At 31.6% G+C, this 16,721-nt stretch carries 12 protein-coding genes; 4 read left to right on the top strand and 8 right to left on the bottom strand.

Annotated features, from left to right (window positions below):
- Positions 1–110 precede the first annotated feature (110 nt).
- Entirely contained in the window at positions 111–2,195 is a 2,085-nt protein-coding gene (locus tag MK851_RS02670) for a M20/M25/M40 family metallo-hydrolase (RefSeq protein WP_303505379.1), read from the bottom strand.
- Between the two features lie 191 nt (positions 2,196–2,386).
- Here MK851_RS02670 and MK851_RS02665 point away from each other — a divergent pair, with 191 nt between their 5' ends.
- From MK851_RS02665 to MK851_RS02655, 3 genes are all read left to right on the top strand, one after another.
- Positions 2,387–3,271, top strand: coding sequence for a metallophosphoesterase (locus MK851_RS02665; protein ID WP_320241170.1), 885 nt, complete (start codon positions 2,387–2,389; stop codon positions 3,269–3,271).
- 264 nt (positions 3,272–3,535) lie between these two features.
- Positions 3,536–4,738, top strand: a complete 1,203-nt coding sequence (locus MK851_RS02660) for a porin (protein ID WP_303505375.1) — start codon at positions 3,536–3,538, stop codon at positions 4,736–4,738.
- A 72-nt stretch (positions 4,739–4,810) separates the two neighbouring features.
- Positions 4,811–7,072 (top strand): inorganic phosphate transporter, encoded by a 2,262-nt coding sequence (locus MK851_RS02655; RefSeq protein WP_320241167.1) that lies wholly within the window; start codon positions 4,811–4,813, stop codon positions 7,070–7,072.
- A gap of 63 nt (positions 7,073–7,135) precedes the next feature.
- Here the strand turns inward: MK851_RS02655 and MK851_RS02650 are convergent, their stop codons facing one another.
- From MK851_RS02650 to MK851_RS02625, 6 genes are all read right to left on the bottom strand, one after another.
- Positions 7,136–8,005 carry an acyl-CoA thioesterase II gene (locus MK851_RS02650; RefSeq protein WP_320241165.1) on the bottom strand — a complete coding sequence of 290 codons (870 nt, stop codon included), beginning with the start codon at positions 8,003–8,005 and terminating at the stop codon, positions 7,136–7,138.
- A 30-nt stretch (positions 8,006–8,035) separates the two neighbouring features.
- Positions 8,036–9,049, bottom strand: a complete 1,014-nt coding sequence (locus tag MK851_RS02645; RefSeq protein WP_320241163.1) for a GNAT family N-acetyltransferase — start codon at positions 9,047–9,049, stop codon at positions 8,036–8,038.
- 240 nt (positions 9,050–9,289) lie between these two features.
- Positions 9,290–10,246 (bottom strand): hypothetical protein, encoded by a 957-nt coding sequence (locus tag MK851_RS02640; protein ID WP_320241161.1) that lies wholly within the window; start codon positions 10,244–10,246, stop codon positions 9,290–9,292.
- A gap of 106 nt (positions 10,247–10,352) precedes the next feature.
- Positions 10,353–10,820, bottom strand: coding sequence for a hypothetical protein (locus tag MK851_RS02635; protein WP_320241159.1), 468 nt, complete (start codon positions 10,818–10,820; stop codon positions 10,353–10,355).
- Between the two features lie 85 nt (positions 10,821–10,905).
- Positions 10,906–11,358: a hypothetical protein gene (locus MK851_RS02630; RefSeq protein ID WP_320241157.1), complete on the bottom strand. Its 453-nt coding sequence runs from the start codon at positions 11,356–11,358 to the stop codon at positions 10,906–10,908.
- Between the two features lie 106 nt (positions 11,359–11,464).
- Positions 11,465–14,701 (bottom strand): leucine--tRNA ligase, encoded by a 3,237-nt coding sequence (locus MK851_RS02625; RefSeq protein ID WP_320241154.1) that lies wholly within the window; start codon positions 14,699–14,701, stop codon positions 11,465–11,467.
- 396 nt (positions 14,702–15,097) lie between these two features.
- On the opposite strand from MK851_RS02625, the gene MK851_RS02620 reads away from it, so the two are divergent.
- The gene (locus MK851_RS02620) at positions 15,098–16,096 is read left to right on the top strand and encodes a phytanoyl-CoA dioxygenase (RefSeq protein WP_320241153.1); all 999 of its coding nucleotides are present in this window, start codon (positions 15,098–15,100) and stop codon (positions 16,094–16,096) included.
- 66 nt (positions 16,097–16,162) lie between these two features.
- Here the strand turns inward: MK851_RS02620 and MK851_RS02615 are convergent, their stop codons facing one another.
- Complete coding sequence (locus tag MK851_RS02615; RefSeq protein WP_320241151.1) at positions 16,163–16,705, bottom strand: DUF2911 domain-containing protein; 543 nt, start codon at positions 16,703–16,705, stop codon at positions 16,163–16,165.
- Positions 16,706–16,721 lie beyond the last annotated feature (16 nt).

The raw sequence follows: 16,721 nt of genomic DNA, 5'->3' as shown, positions 1-16,721 counted from the left end.
ATGTTATTTTTATCACAAACATTTATAAAACTATAAACTTAAATAATAGATAAAGAAGTTGCAATAATAATTATACTAACTTAAAGTTTTATTTTTACACTTTGTAAAACCTATTTTTTAACTAATTGCTTAGTATACCTTTTCCCTGTATCATCTAAAGACACAAAATAAATTCCTGCTGATAATTTTGAAACATCTACATTATTATTTCTAGAACTCATTTTTACTTTCGTAAGCAACCTTCCGTTAGCATTATAAATAGCAACCTCTCTATTTTTCCACAGCTCATTATTTACTTGTAAAACCATAAAACTATCCTCAATAGGATTAGGTGAAAAAACAATTACATCCTTATCATTTACTAAAACACGTTCCGTATTTAAATTAGAGGCTTTAGCACTACCACAATTTCCAATATTATTCCATCCATTTGAAGTTCTCTCATACAAAACATTAAAATAAACAACCCTATCACCAACCTGGTAATTTTGAGAAGAATCATATTCAGGCACCCCATCACAAATATTAGTAGTAGTCCCTCCATCACCCTCAATAATAGTTATAGTATAATCTTCAACCTCACCGTAATCAAATGAACCACAAGAAGCAGGAGTATTATTGTATCGCATAGACACCCTCATTCTTGTATTACCTAGTTTTGCAGTAGTAGGTACGGTAAACGTACCATTAACAGAACTATCAGAAGAAGCACTTTTAACCCACACTTGCTCTCCACTATCTTCAAAATCAGAATCCTGATTATAATCAATCCAAACAGCATATCCCTCTTTGTAAACAGTACCTGTCCATTTAGGAGTAACAGTAATAGTATTAGAACTACCTTGCTCTAAATTAGTAGAAATACTAGTAAAATCCTCATATCCATTAGAAGCTCCTGAATTATTATTAATAGCCCCAAGTGTTACATTCTGAATATATTCATCATTTACATTATTTCCTTTTGATTCACAATACGTTGTTGGTACACTAACACTTCCTTTACTTTTCGCTACCTCAATTAAATACTCTAAACCAAGTTTAGCAAACTTTGCTGCGTGCGTAGCATTGGCAGTTGGAAACCTACTAGATGTATCATTTACAGTATGAATATAAGGGCTTGAATCATTAAAAGAAGCCTCAAAAGGAAAAGCAGCATCATATCCTTGTTGTGCCCAACTATAATGATCGGAACAACCGTAATTACATCGTGTATAATCGTAAGTAAATTGATGACTTCCTGAAGCATTATAATGATCCATAAGACTAGCTAAAAAAGCATTAAGAGTGCTACTATTATAACTATCATCAGAAATATAAACATCCTTTGGTGACCCTTTATAATTCGTCATATCAAACTGCACATACGACAACACATTAACATTTCTATTTTTATAATCTTCAGCAATCTCTTTAGAGCCTCTTAACCCAACCTCTTCGGCAGCAAATGCCATAAGCTCTATAGTTCTTTTTGGTTCAAAATTCATTTCAAAAAGTACTCTAGCCATTTCAGTAATTGTAGCAATACCAGAAGCATTATCATCAGCACCAGGCGCATTCGTTTCTCTTTCTGGGCTAACAGAATCAATATGTCCACCTATAATTACATACTCATTAGGAAGATCACTTCCTTGAATAGTCATAACAACCGAAGGCATTGTAGTACTACTGTGGTTAACTATTCTCACACTAACATCAGACCTACCACTAGCCATAGTTTCCCATTTTTGTTTTAAATCCTGAACAGCATCTTTTGCCTTTTGTGTAGTATGATATCTAGTACCATAGTTTTCAAGCTCTACTATTTGATTGGCAATATTTGTATTATTCACCAAGCCCAAACTTTGATTTACAACTTGATCTTCACTAATAGTATACGATGCTCTCTGTTGATACCTTTTTTTACTCTGGAGTTTCTGAATAGTTTGTAAAGCTTGTTTTTCAGAAGGCTCATAAATAAACCCAGGACCATGAGTTAAAATCATATGATGCAATTTCTCAGCTGCATGATGACTTAACTTTACTGCACTAAAACCATTGGTGGAGGAAAGAATTTTAATATCAGAAGGAGCAACTTTTTGTAGTTTTAAAGCATCGTTGGTTTCAATAGTACCATAAAACATTTTTTCTTGGCTGTAAATAGTAGAAAAACTAAGGCACAGCAATAGTAACGAAAGTAGAAAATACTTTTTTTTCATTTTTGAAGGGTATTAATGTTAATTTAAAATTTCACGTAAGTTATTAAAAATTAACATTATAGAGTGAAATTATTTTTAATTATCACTTAACCATAAGCTTAAATCTAAAATTTATTCATTCTATCACTCAACAAGTTTTGTGGTATATTCCTTTTTTTGCATCTTTATATGTACACAAACTTTCGCTATAAATGTTTTCAAAACATAGAATAACCAACGCTTTTAAAAAAGCAAAAAAACTACCTTTAAACAAGTATACTAAATACATTTTATTTTCTGATTGCCATAGAGGTGATAACAGTTTTGCCGATGATTTTGCTCATAATCGAAAAATATATCACTATGCCTTATCTCAATACCTTCAAAAAGAATTTACCTATATAGAATTAGGAGATGGTGATGAACTTTGGGAAAATAAATTCGTGAATATTTTCAATGCAAATAAAGACATCTACTTATTACTTCAAAAATTCCATCAACAAAACAAGCTACATTTTATTTGGGGGAATCATGATATGAATTACAGAAAACCTAAAAATGTTGCTAAAAACTTTAATTCTTATTATGATACTATTGACGGAAAGAAAAAAGAATTAATGCCCAATGCCTCTTTTTCTGAAGCAATTAAATTGATACAAGAAAATGGGAAGTCTATTTTTTTACTCCACGGTCATCAAGCTGATTGGTTCAATTATACTTTTTGGAAATTTAGTAGATTTTTAGTTCGTGTTTTATGGCGACCACTACAAATACATGGAATTAAAGACCCTACAAGTCCCGCTCAAAACTTTAAAGAACTCATAAAGGTAGAGAAACATTTAGAAGAATGGATTAAAAACAATAACAACCAAATGATTGTTACAGGACACACGCACCGTCCTCGGTTTCCATCAGAAAACGAGCTTCCACATTTTAATGATGGCAGTTGTGTACATCCAAGATGTATTACTGGTTTAGAGATTGAAAAAAATGAAATAACCCTTATTAAATGGCACGTAGTAACCAATAAAGATGGCACCATGCAAATTACAAGAACAGTTCTTGAAGGACCTAAAAAAATAACTAACTACATTTAACTTCGTAACTTTTTATTAACTCAAAACCACACATCACATAACAGTTTGTTAAATTGTACTTAATATTTACATTAAAAAAAGAGAATACTTTTGATTCACCTCTAAAGAGGAGTAGTCATTATAAATTTATTAGTTTTTGTCGACTATTTATTTGACTTACTATATACTGCCTTGAAAACAAGGCAGTTTTTTAATATTAGGTTAACACTAAATTAACATTAAGGTTTGTTATTTGCCGCGACAAAAACTAGTAAACAACATCTAATGAACTGTAAAACAATACTTACGTCTGTAAGTATGTTTGTGTTACTTTACACACATGCACAACAAACAAGCGCACCAAAATTTGGAAAAGGTATATTTAACCTAGTAGGAAAAGATAGTACTTGGTCTATGAAAATGGGAGCTAGAATGCAATTTTTAGCAACTGCCGAATGGGATTCTAACAAAGACGGCTTATACAACCCATCGTCTTCAATGTTGGTTAGAAGAGCTCGTTTAAAATTTAATGGATTTGCTTTTTCTCCTAAATTAAAATATAAAATAGAACTTGGGTTATCTAATAGAGATATTAGTGGTGCTTCAGAACATACAGGAAACGCTCCAAGGTATATTTTAGATGCTTTTATAAAGTGGAATTTCCATCAAAACTTCGAGCTATGGTTTGGACAAACTAAATTACCAGGAAACCGAGAACGTATTATTTCTTCTGCAAATATGCAATTAGTAGATCGCTCTTTATTAAACAGTCGTTTTAATATTGATAGAGATATGGGACTACAATTAAGACACCATTTTAATTTATCTGATAAGTTTATTGTAAGAGAAGCATTAGCTTTTTCACAAGGTGAAGGAAGAAATGTTACTGTAGGTAACCTAGGAGGACATCAGTATACTGCTCATCTTGAATTTTTACCTTTTGGAAAATTTGAAGGTAAAGGTGATTATACAGGTGGAGACTTAAAAAGAGAACAAACCCCTAAACTTGCTATTGGTATGAGTTATGACTTTAATAACAATGCCGTAAAAACCAGAAGTAATCAAGGTACCTATATGGTTAATGATGAAGGATATTATCAAACAAATATTTCAACCTTTTTTATGGATGCTATGTTTAAATACAAAGGATTCTCTTTTATGGGCGAATATGCATATAGAGACGCCAAAGATCCTATTGCAAAAAATTCAGATGGCACACCTACAGGTGAAATTGTACAAGTAGGAAGTGGTTTAAACCTTCAATCAGGATATTTGTTTGCTAAAAACTGGGAAATATCAGGTCGTTTTACCAATATTTCTTTAGACGAAAACATCACAGGAAAAGGAACTGAAAACCAATACACATTAGGATTATCAAAGTACATCGTTGGTCATAAATTAAAAGTACAAACCGATATTAGTTACCTAGATGTAGCCACAGCTACAAATCAATTAATGTATAGATTACAAGTAGATATCCATCTTTAAATGATAACATAAACATAACACGAGAGCATTCTTGTGTAACTAAATTTGCAAAACTTAATTAAAAACTAAAAAATGGGAGATCCATATATTTTGATGCTAGTCGCTTTAGCTGTTTTAGCTATTGTCGACTTGGTTGTGGGAGTTAGTAACGATGCTGTAAACTTTTTAAATTCAGCAATCGGTTCTAAAGCAATTAAAGTAAGAAATATTATGATAATTGCGAGCGTTGGGGTGTTTTTTGGAGCAGTTACCTCAAGCGGTATGATGGAAGTAGCACGTAAGGGTATTTTTAACCCTAACATGTTTATGTTCCAAGATATCATGTTTATTTTTATGGCAGTTATGATTACTGATATTTTACTGTTAGATATCTTTAATTCATTAGGTATGCCAACCTCAACAACGGTTTCTATTGTATTTGAATTATTAGGTGCAGCAGTGTGTATTTCGTTAATTAAAATTGCTGCCAACGATGCACATTCTATTTCTGATATTTGGACTTATATCAATCATCAAAAAGCTATTCAAATTATAAACGGAATTCTACTCTCCGTAGTTGTAGCCTTTTCTGTAGGAGCCATTGTACAATTCTTTTCTCGTTTAATTTATTCATTTAATTTCGAAAAAAGACCTACATATATTAACTCATTATTTGGTGGTTTTGCAATTACAGCAATTACTTATTTTATCATTATCAAAGGAATGAAAGGAACTCCTTTTTATAGTGATGTAAAACACCTAATTGAAGGAAACACTATACTTATCATAGCTGGGAGTTTTATTTTTTGGAGTGTTGTATCTCATCTTTTAATTCAGTTTTTAAAAGTTAATATATTAAAATTAATTATTGGTATTGGTACTTTTTCGTTAGCCATGGCGTTCTCTGGTAACGATTTAGTAAACTTTATTGGTGTACCAATTGCTGCTTGGAACTCATACCAAGCTTGGGAAGTATCTGGTGTTGCTCCTGATGCTTTTTCTATGGGTATTTTAGCTAAAAAAGTACCTTCTAACGTATGGTTATTATTATTAGCAGGAGCCATTATGGTGGTTACTTTATGGACTTCTAGTAAAGCAAGAAACGTAATTAAAACTGGTATTGACTTATCTCGTCAAGGAGACGGGCATGAGAAATTTCAACCAAATCCATTATCAAGAATTGTTGTTAGAACAGCGATGGGTATAAATGCTGGTATTAGCTTTGTTGTACCTAAAAAAGCTTTAAACTTTATAGATTCTAAGTTTCAAAAACCTGTAATTGAATTACCTAAAGACAAAACGTATGAAATGCCTGCCTTCGATTTAGTAAGAGCATCTGTAAACTTAATTGTTGCTGGTATTTTAATTTCTATTGCAACTTCAATGAAGCTGCCTTTATCAACTACTTATGTAACATTTATGGTAGCAATGGGTACTTCCTTAGCTGATAGAGCTTGGGGACGTGAAAGTGCTGTTTATAGAGTTGCTGGTGTAATTAATGTTATTGGTGGGTGGTTCTTAACTGCCATTACAGCTTTCTTAACAGCTGCTTTAGTAGCTTATTTAATTAGCTGGGATATGGTAATGATTCCTGTATTGTTATTAGTAGTTGCTCTTTTAATTGCAAGAAATACTTTACAACACAGAAAAAAATCTAAAGAAGAAAAGAAACAAGTACATATGGAAAGAGCAGAATTAATCACTATTAATGGTGTGATTGAAGAAAGCTCAGATCATATTGCTGGTGTTGCTCATCGTATTAACAAATTATACTCAAGTGTTGTGAAAGACCTTGCTACTCACGATTTAATAAAACTGCGTAAAACTGACAAGCACGTTACTAAGTTAAACGATGAAATAGATAGTTTAAAAGACGGAGTATTCTACTTTATTAAGTCATTAGACGATACTTCGGTACAAGCCAGTAGATTTTATATTTTAATTTTAGGGTATTTACAAGACGTTGCACAATCTATTAGCTATATTTCTAGAGCTACATTCAAGCATGTTAATAACAACCATAAACACCTTAAAAAGGGACAAATTAAAGATCTTAAAAGTATTGACAATACACTTTCTAAACTATTAGCTGATATTGGAGATACTTTTGAAAATAGAAGTTTCGATAATTTAGAGCATATTATTAACGAAAAGAAAGAATTATTAAAGGATGTATCTAAATCTATTGAAAAACAAGTAGATCGTATTAGAACAGACGAAACAAGTCCAAAAAATACTACATTATACTTTAGTATTTTAATAGAAACACAAGATTTAGTTTCTGGATTAATGAGTTTACTGGAAACCTACGAAGAGTTTCATATTAGTACAAAATCAGCAGAAATAGAAGCTTAATCAAGCAAAAGCCGAGTTAATAACTCGGCTTTTTTATTTCTTTATTTTTATAAATTATAATTGTTACTTCTTTTTCATGGGACGCATTAAACCTTCTTGTGCTACCGAAGCAATCAGTTTACCTTCCCTTGTATAAATATTTCCGCAAGCAACCCCCCTAGCTCCATTCGTATTAGGGCTTTCTACCGAGAACAACATCCAATCATTAAAATCAAAATCACGATAAAACCACATCGAATGGTCTAAACTTGCCATTTGTGTGTTTCCAAAGTTAGCTACGCTTGCATTCGGGTTTAAACAAGCCGTTAAAATATTATAGTCTGATATATACGTTAATATTTGTTGTTTAATTCCTAACGATAAATCAGAAGCTTCTCCTTTTAATTTAAACCAAACATCTACTACTGGAGGTAAATCTTTTCGGTCTAACGGATTTACGATCTGCACTGGTTTAAAATCAATAGGTCGCTCAATACTTAAAAAATCTTTCATTTTCTTTGGTAAAAAAGCTCCAAATTGATCTAACATATCTGTCCAACTCAACAACTCTTCAGGTTGTTTTAAATCTTTTTTTATAGGCATTTGATGCTCATATCCTTCTTCTTCTTTATGAAAAGAACAAGACAGTATAAAAATCGTTTTATCTTTTTGATGTGCTGTAACTCTACGTGTAGAGAAACTACCTCCATCACGAATAGTTTGCACATTGTAAGTTATAGGCAACTCTAAATTTCCTGCCTCTAAAAAATACGAGTGTAACGAATGTAATATACGTTCTTTAGGTGTTGTTCTATACGCTGCATTTAGTGCTTGCGCTAATACTTGACCTCCAAAAACATTTGGACTTCCTATATCTCTACTTACTCCGTTAAAATTCCCTTCACCTAAATCGTCAAGGGTAAGTATATTTAATAATTCTTGTGTGTTTTTCATTTGTTAATACAGTAAAAGGGGTTTAATTCTTTATACTTTTTTTGTTTTAAAAGGCTTTATTAACCGGAATTCTGTTGGTTTAATTCTATTCAAAAATAAGCTTAAAATACGATTTGGAATGCTTTTTCTATGTCGCAAATAAATTGTTAAGTCCTGTGGTGTTGCTCCTACTGAACTTTTTATTTCGCTAGCTGTTCTTCCAAAATTTATAGTTTTTATATTATTATCTATACCCAATAATATATAATCGTATAACATTCGTTGGTAAATAGCATAGCTTTTATTAACGGTATAATCAATTCCTACAAAATGGGCATCTAATGAGTTTTGATTTTTTATTCCTGATAAAAACCCAACTAACTTATCTCCTAACCAATATACCTTAATAACATAGTCATCTTTTAAATTTTCTTTTAAAGATATATACGTTTCTATATTAAAATATCCTAAATTAAAACTCGCCTTGTTTGATACATTTTTATACAGTAACGTCATATTTGGCAATAATTGCTTCAAAGAATCAATAGTTACTTCTTCCGTTCGTAAGTCTCTACTCTTCTGTAACGCTTTTTTTGCCTTTACCCTATACTTTGTTTTTAATACTGCTAAATAATCATCAAAAGTATTCCAATTATCATCTAACGTTAACATCATATTTGGATCTACATTAAACGAATTATACCCCACGCTATGTAATGCATCGGTAATAAAAAGAGATTCATTTACAAAATCTTTCAACATAAAAGCATCTATTATTTCTTTTGAAATATCTTTTTCAAAGGCTACAATAGCTTTAGCAAGTTGTTTTACAATTTGTTTTTTATCTTGATTTGGTTTGATGAATATTCCGTGCTCTCCACTTACAAAAGTATTACCACATGTAAGTATTTTAAATGGTTTTTGAGGAGACAATAAATGTAGTTTCCTCCCCATACATCGTATCCATTCTACAACCGATTGTAAATCGTTTTGAACACTTTCTAAATAAAAATCTACCAATTGAATAGTAGCAAAGGCTATTGCTTCTTTTTTTTCATCAAACAATAAAATATAAGAAAACTGTATTTGCTGATTATTCTTTTCTAAAGCTTCTAAATACGCTGGTTGAAAGTATAAATTATCTACACAGTCAAGCTCTTCCCAAACCTTTTCTGGTATGTCTTTTACTGAGGAAAAGTAACATATATTGGATATTTTTTTTCTACAGGATAAAATAATAACAGCGTTTATGGTTTGTATTTGTGGTAAATTAGTAAAAGTTTATTAATTATTCTATTAATTGTTTTAAACGACACCATTATTCCAAACAGGTACTTTTAAAAATCTACTTATTTTTACCATATCGCTCAACAAATATTCTTTGTCTCCGTGGTTTAATAAATTATGACGTTCTCCACCTTGAGTAACTAAATTTACCTCGTAACAGTAATAACCTCCTGACTTATTTCCTTGAACAAATTTTGATAACACTTGTAAGGCATATACTTGCTGAAAAGGTATTATTTCACCATCAACTACTATTTTTCTCTTTTGAGAGTTTAAAACTGCTTTAGCTCCAAAAGAAAACAGTAAGAAAATCCCTATTAATACAAAGGGACCTCCAGAAATAAAAAATAATTTCCCTCCATGCATAAACGTTAATGGTTCTTTTGAAAACTCAAAGAACTCAATATACGACCAAACTACATAGTTTAAGCCCATTAAAAGGAAACTCCAAGCTACAAATTTCAGATAAGCACTAGAGGTAATTTTGTATCCAAAAGCTGTTTTTCGTAAACGTTCACTTAAAAAATTGCTTCCTGAACCTTTAACCGCATTCCAAGAGACATGTTGCCCAATAGCATCAGTTGTAAAATCATCAAAAGAAAATTCTATTTGCCTATTGCTCGATGAGTTTTTCTTTCTTTTTGCCCAATAGCTAGAACCAAACATACCAATAAACATAAAAGCTAAAACGGCTAACATACCACCTGTTTTATAGTAAGTATATCGCTGTTTACTTATACTTAACTGATGGATTGGAACGGTAATTTCAAGACGTTTTATATTGTTTAAATCTTTTCTTGTAGGACTTGTAAGTTGTTGTAACGAGTCTAATTCTTGTGCTTTTTGCTGTACTTCTAAATCTCGCTTATGAAATGATTCATACATATTTTGAAACTGTGGAAGCGCTACGAAAATAAAAATCCCGATTGGGATTATTGCAAAAATCCAAGTATTATTAAGGGATACTTTTTTCATATTTATTTTTTTGGGAAAGCAAATTTGCGAAAAGTTTTTGGTTTTGTCGTATAAAAAAAGACCTTTACATAAATGTAAAAGTCTTTCTAAATTATATTTTAAAACTCTATTTGCAGTATTCTACTTCAAATGAACCAGATACTTTATTTTGTTTATCGATTGATTCAGCTTCTATTTTTAAATTAATTTTAGAATCTGAAATACTTACAACTTCAACATTTGACCCCAAAACATTAAGTAAGTTTCCTTCTCCATCTTTGAAAACAACATTTACATCATTATACGTTCCTACTTTACCTTCTACTAATAAAGAAACTTCTAACTTATAATCAAAAATATCTGAATCACAACCTACCTCTTCGTTTGTAATATTAATTGAAACTTCTCCATCTTTTCCTGAGGCAAATGACTTTCCCCCTTTGGCAGTAAAATCTTTTCCATAAACTTTACCTTTTAAAATAGTACTAGGTATTGAGGTATCTACGTTGTCCGTATTATCATCATCTGAACAACCAGTCATTACCAATGTTAAACATACTAAAGCTACATAACTAATTTTGAAAAACTTTTTCATTTATTAAATATTTATTATTTTTTTAGAGGCGCTAATATAACCTAAAATAAAAAAGCAGCAAATAATAAATAGTTTATTGTTATTATTACTCACAAAAAGGAACCGTAAAAAAACCTTCTACCATATTATCAGCACTTGAATTTGCTTTTATTTTTAAAGTTAGTTCACTATTCGTAAATCTTACAACCTCAACAACTCCTTGAAGGTAGTTTAAAGGATTCGCTCCTTTCTTGTTAAAAACTACATTCACATTGTCATAAACTCCTAACTCTGCTTTCACATAAGTTGCAATTTTTAATTCGTAATTAAGAACATCAGAACTACAATCTGCTTGAATATTGGTAATATGTACTGAAAGCTCATTATTTCCCGTCATAAATGCTTTACCTCCTTCAGCCGTAAAACTTGTTCCATGTATTTTTCCTGATAATTTTGTGTTTGCTATTCCAGCTGGATCATTATCACTATCTGAACAACTACTCATCACTAGGGTTAAACACACTAAAACCGCATAGCTAATTCTAAAAATCTTTTTCATTCGTTTAAATTTTAATTTGTTTTTCATCAGGCGCGAATATAGTTTAAAAATAAAACCCCACAAACAATTAATTGTTTGTGGGGTTTGTAGTTATTATAAAGTAAGTTTATCCTACAATATTGATAATTTTACCTGGAACTATAATTACTTTTTTAGGCTCTCTTCCTTGTAATTGTTGTTGTGTTTTTTCATGTGCCATGACTGTTTTCTCAATTTCATCTTTGCTCATGTCTAACGGTAATTCTAAAGTAAAACGCATTTTACCATTGAAAGAAACAGGATAGTTCTTCGAGCTTTCTACCAAGTGCTTTTCTTCAAAAATTGGAAAAGCTACAATTGCAATAGACTCATTGTGTCCTAACTGACTCCATAATTCTTCTGCGATATGTGGTGCATATGGAGAAATTAATACTAACAACGGTTCTAAAATAGCACGTTTGTTACATTTTAACGCTGTTAACTCGTTTACTGCAATCATAAAGGTAGAAACTGACGTATTGAACGAGAAGTTCTCTATATCTTCTTCTACTTTTTTAATGGTTTTATGTAAGGTTTTTAACTCGTCTTTAGTTGGTTCTGCATCAGAAACATTGATACCATTTTCATCAGTAAATAATTTCCATAATTTCTTTAGGAAAGAATACACTCCTGAAATACCTGATGTTTTCCAAGGCTTAGTTTGCTCTAACGGACCTAAAAACATTTCGAATAAACGTAAACTATCCGCTCCGTATTCTTCACAAATTAAATCTGGATTTACCACATTGTATTTCGATTTCGACATTTTTTCAATTTCACGTGAAACTTTAAAAGTTCCATCTTCTTCATAAATGAATTTTGAATCTTTAAATTCTGACCTCCAATTACTGAAAGCTTCGGTATCTAATTCATCCGAAGCATTTACAAAAGAAACGTCAGTATGAATAGGTGAAAAATTAAGTTTATGTATTAATACTCCTATGTTTTGATTTTGTATATCATTTGCTACTACATTAAGTATTTCATGATATAAGTTTAATGTTTTCTTCTGCTCTCCATCTAAAATATTATAAAAAGATGTTTCTTCAACTACAGATGCCAATCCTTTTGTATAACCATTTCCATTTGTAAGTTCATTCTTTTTTTCAGCAGATAGTCCAGCAGAGTTTATTATAAAATTGTATAACTCTTTAAACTTTTTAAAATAGCCATGACTCACAAAAATAGGTTTGGTTAACGAAGGAGTTCTATGCTCTTCACCTGTATGACTCCAACTATAATCAACATCTACTCTATACACAAAAGCAGAAGTTCCTAAAATCATTCCTTGGTTGATGAGTTTTTTAGCAAATTCATCCACAGGTAATAATCCTCTATCAAATAAGAATTTTTGCCAAAAACGTGCATATAATAAGTGTCCTGTAGCATGCTCAGAACCTCCAATATATAAATCTACTTCTTTCCAATAGTCAACCGCTTCTTTGCTAACAAACTCTCCTTCGTTATTCGAATCCATATAGCGGTTAAAGTACCAAGAACTTCCTGCCCACCCTGGCATGGTATTTAATTCTAATGGGAAGACTTTGATATTATCAATAAGTTCGTTGCTAACTACCTCTGCGGTTTCGCAGTTCCACGCCCAAACATCAGCATTTCCTAATGGTGGTTTTCCATCTTCAGTTGGTAAGTATTTTTCAACTTCTGGTAATACGATTGGCAAATGCTTTGCATCAATCATTTGCGGCATTCCGTCTTTGTAATATACTGGGAAAGGTTCTCCCCAATAACGCTGACGGCTAAATACTGCGTCGCGTAAACGATAGTTTATCTTTCCGTAACCAAATCCACGTTTTTCTAATTCGTAGATTACAGTTTTCATTCCTTTTTTATAGTTTAAACCGTCTAAGAAATCAGAATTGGCTAATTTAATTCCATCTTTAGCATCATTTGCTTTTTCAGAAATATCAACATCTGCAAAAATATTTGGAATCTCTAATCCGAAATGTTTTGCAAAATCGTAATCACGTTGGTCACCACATGGTACAGCCATAACCGCTCCAGTACCGTAGCTTGCTAATACATAATCACCAATCCAAATAGGCACTTGCTTTCCTGTAAATGGGTGTAACGCATACGCCCCAGTAAACACTCCTGAAATAGTTTTTACATCTGCCATACGATCACGCTCTGAACGTTTTGCTGTAGCTTCTACGTAAGCTTCAACAGCCTCTTTTTGTTCTGCAGTGGTAATTTTCGCTACCAAGTCATGCTCTGGAGCCAAAGTCATAAAAGACACTCCAAAAATAGTATCAGGACGTGTTGTGAATACGTCTATTTTAGCATCATATCCATCAACATCAAAAGCAACCATCGCTCCTTGTGAACGACCAATCCAGTTGGTTTGAGAATCTTTTAATGGTTGTGGCCAATCGATATGTTGTAATCCGTCTAACAAACGTTGTGCGTATGCAGAAATTCGCATAGACCATTGAGTCATTTTTTTACGAACTACTGGATGCCCACCACGTTCTGAAACTCCATTTACAATTTCATCATTTGCTAATACTGTTCCTAGTGCTGGACACCAGTTTACTTCAGTATCTGATAAAAAAGTTAAACGGTATTGTAATAATATTTCTTGTTGTTCTTTCTCTGAAAAGTTCTTCCATTCATCCGCAGAAAAAATAGTAATGTCTTCATCAGCAACTGCATTTATATTCGCATTTCCTTCTGCTTCAAATTTGGCTACTAAAGTTGCAATATCTTCTGCTTTATCAGTGTCTTTATTGTACCAAGAGTTGAACAATTGAATAAAAATCCACTGCGTCCATTTATAATACTCAGGATTTGAAGTACGGACTTCACGAGACCAATCGAATGAAAATCCGATGTTGTCCATTTGATTTCTGTAACCCTTTATTACAAAATCCAAGTGATTTTCTAATTTGGTAGATATTTTTTCTCCCTTTTTGATTAATGCCTCATCCTTAATAAATCCATCTTCATCAATATACTTCTCATCTAATTTACCTTCTTCATTCAAACAACCATCAATATTTATAATAGTTGTATTTTTCGGATGCTGTCCTGTTTGAATCGCATATTGTTCAGCAGGTAACCCGAAAGAATCGTATCCTTGTGGATGCAATACATTAAACCCTTTATGACGTTTGTAACGGGCGTAAATATCAGAGGCAATATACCCTAATGGATGCCCGACGTGTAATCCTGCTCCTGATGGATAAGGAAACATGTCTAACACATAATATTTTGGTTTATCAGAATTATTTTCAGCTTTAAATGTACCTTGATTTGCCCAGTACTTTTGCCACTTTTTTTCTATCTCTTGGTGATTGTATTGCATTTGTAATCGCTTGTTTTAAAGGATGCAAATTTACAGTTATTGTTGATAAGTAAAAAGTTTAGTGCTTTTAATACTTTGTATAAACTTAAATAAACACAAAAACCTCACAATCCTTAAAAGGTTTGCAAGGTTTAAAATTGAAATAAGAGAGATATTTATATTATCCTAATGCTGGATCTGTTAAAATTACTTTTAATGTTCCTCCGCGTTCTGATTGTTTAATATTTGGTTATCATTTACAAAATATTAATTAAGCAATTATAGAGGCTAAAAAATACCTTTACCAACTATTTTTAAGGAATAAGCGATCTAATTTAAGCTTCAAAAAACTCAGTATGATTTAACTATAATCTACTTGTATTTTATAATTTAGAGAACTTAACAACTAACCAAACTATGAGTGAAAATGTAACTGCTTTCAATATCAAAGAAAAAGTATCGACTTTACTTAAAGATTCTCTTGAACAGCCTGAAATTGAAAATTTAATTAACGAAATACATTCTTATTTCCGTGAACTAATTCAACTTACTGGATTTGACCAGAACATGGAGCACCTAGCAGCCGTAACAACTGCAAAAGGAAAGGCTTTAGGGTTAAATCATGCTGCACAATGTTTGTTAGACTATAAACGAACTGTGAAGTTTTTAAAAGCTATGGTGACGGCGATTAAAGAAAAGCAACAAAACCCCCCTGATAAAACTATCAATATTTTTTACGCGGGTTGTGGACCGTATGCCCCATTTGTTACTTTAATTGCTCCACTTTTTAGTCCTGAAGAAGTACAGTTTTCTTTACTAGAAATTAATAATAAGTCTCTAGAATATGCCAAAACCCTTATTCAAAAATTAGAACTTACCAATTATGTAACAAACTACTACAATACAGATGCAGTTACTTTCAAAGTCCCTGAACCTGAAAAGTTTCATATACTCTTTAGTGAAACGTTAGATGCTTTGCTATATAGGGAGTGCTATGTTCCTATTTTATTCAACTTGCTTCCTCAGCTACCAAAAGATATAACTGTAATTCCAGAAAACGTATTGGTAAAAATGAGTTTAGCAACTAATACTATTACTGATGCTAAACATACATCTGTAGAAATTGATACTGTTTTAAATGTTAGAAAAGCTATTTCGTCAAACGAAACCAATACTATTCCTACACAACTTCCTGATAAAAAAATAGCTGTAAACTCAATTAATATTGAAGAATACAACTATTTACTATTGGACACACTGGTACATGTTTATAACGATATTTGGTTAACAAGAAGTGAATCTTCATTAACATTAGCTCTTGAAATGCATATAGAGCATCCTATTAATTTTGGTTCTATTGTATTTACTTATCTGATGGATTCTAATATTGAATTAAAATACAGGTTAGAAGAATAATACTTAAAAAGCAAAAAGCATAACCAAATTGGTTATGCTTTTATTTAATTTTAAATATTCTTTTACTTACTCTTTTATAGGTACGGTAACAATAACATTATCCCACCCAATATACATATTGAATGCTTCATCTTCACCATCAAAAGCAATAGAGAAAGCCTCTATTGTTTCATCTGATTTGGAAGTAGGAGCAGTTATTCTAGCTACATCTTCACTTTCATTATAAAAGTAAGATCCCCAAACATTTTTGGCTGTGTTTAAAATAAGAGTCCATTCTTTTTCTCCTGGAATTGTAAATAAGGTATAAGTTCCTGCTTTTACTTTTTTACCACCAAAGGTTATTTCTTTATAAAATGTAATTTCAGCTGCTTCATTAGCTCCTGTTCTCCATACTTTTCCCATAGGAGCTAGTTTTGATAACGATCTTCCTTTTAATTGTGGACGGCTATAAACAACTTTTACTTTTTTATCTGAAATTCTATAACTACTAGGAAAAGCAGCTGCATCCATTGGACTTTTATCTAAATTCGCGAATTTTTGAGCTGTTACTTCGTTTGAAAACACTAAGGCTACAGCGAATACGATAATTGATAAAATTGATTTTTTCATGTTCTTATTTTTAATT

Source organism: Tenacibaculum sp. 1B UA (assembly GCF_033978845.1).
Lineage (GTDB): Bacteria > Bacteroidota > Bacteroidia > Flavobacteriales > Flavobacteriaceae > Polaribacter.
This window is presented reverse-complemented; position numbering and strand designations above follow the sequence as displayed.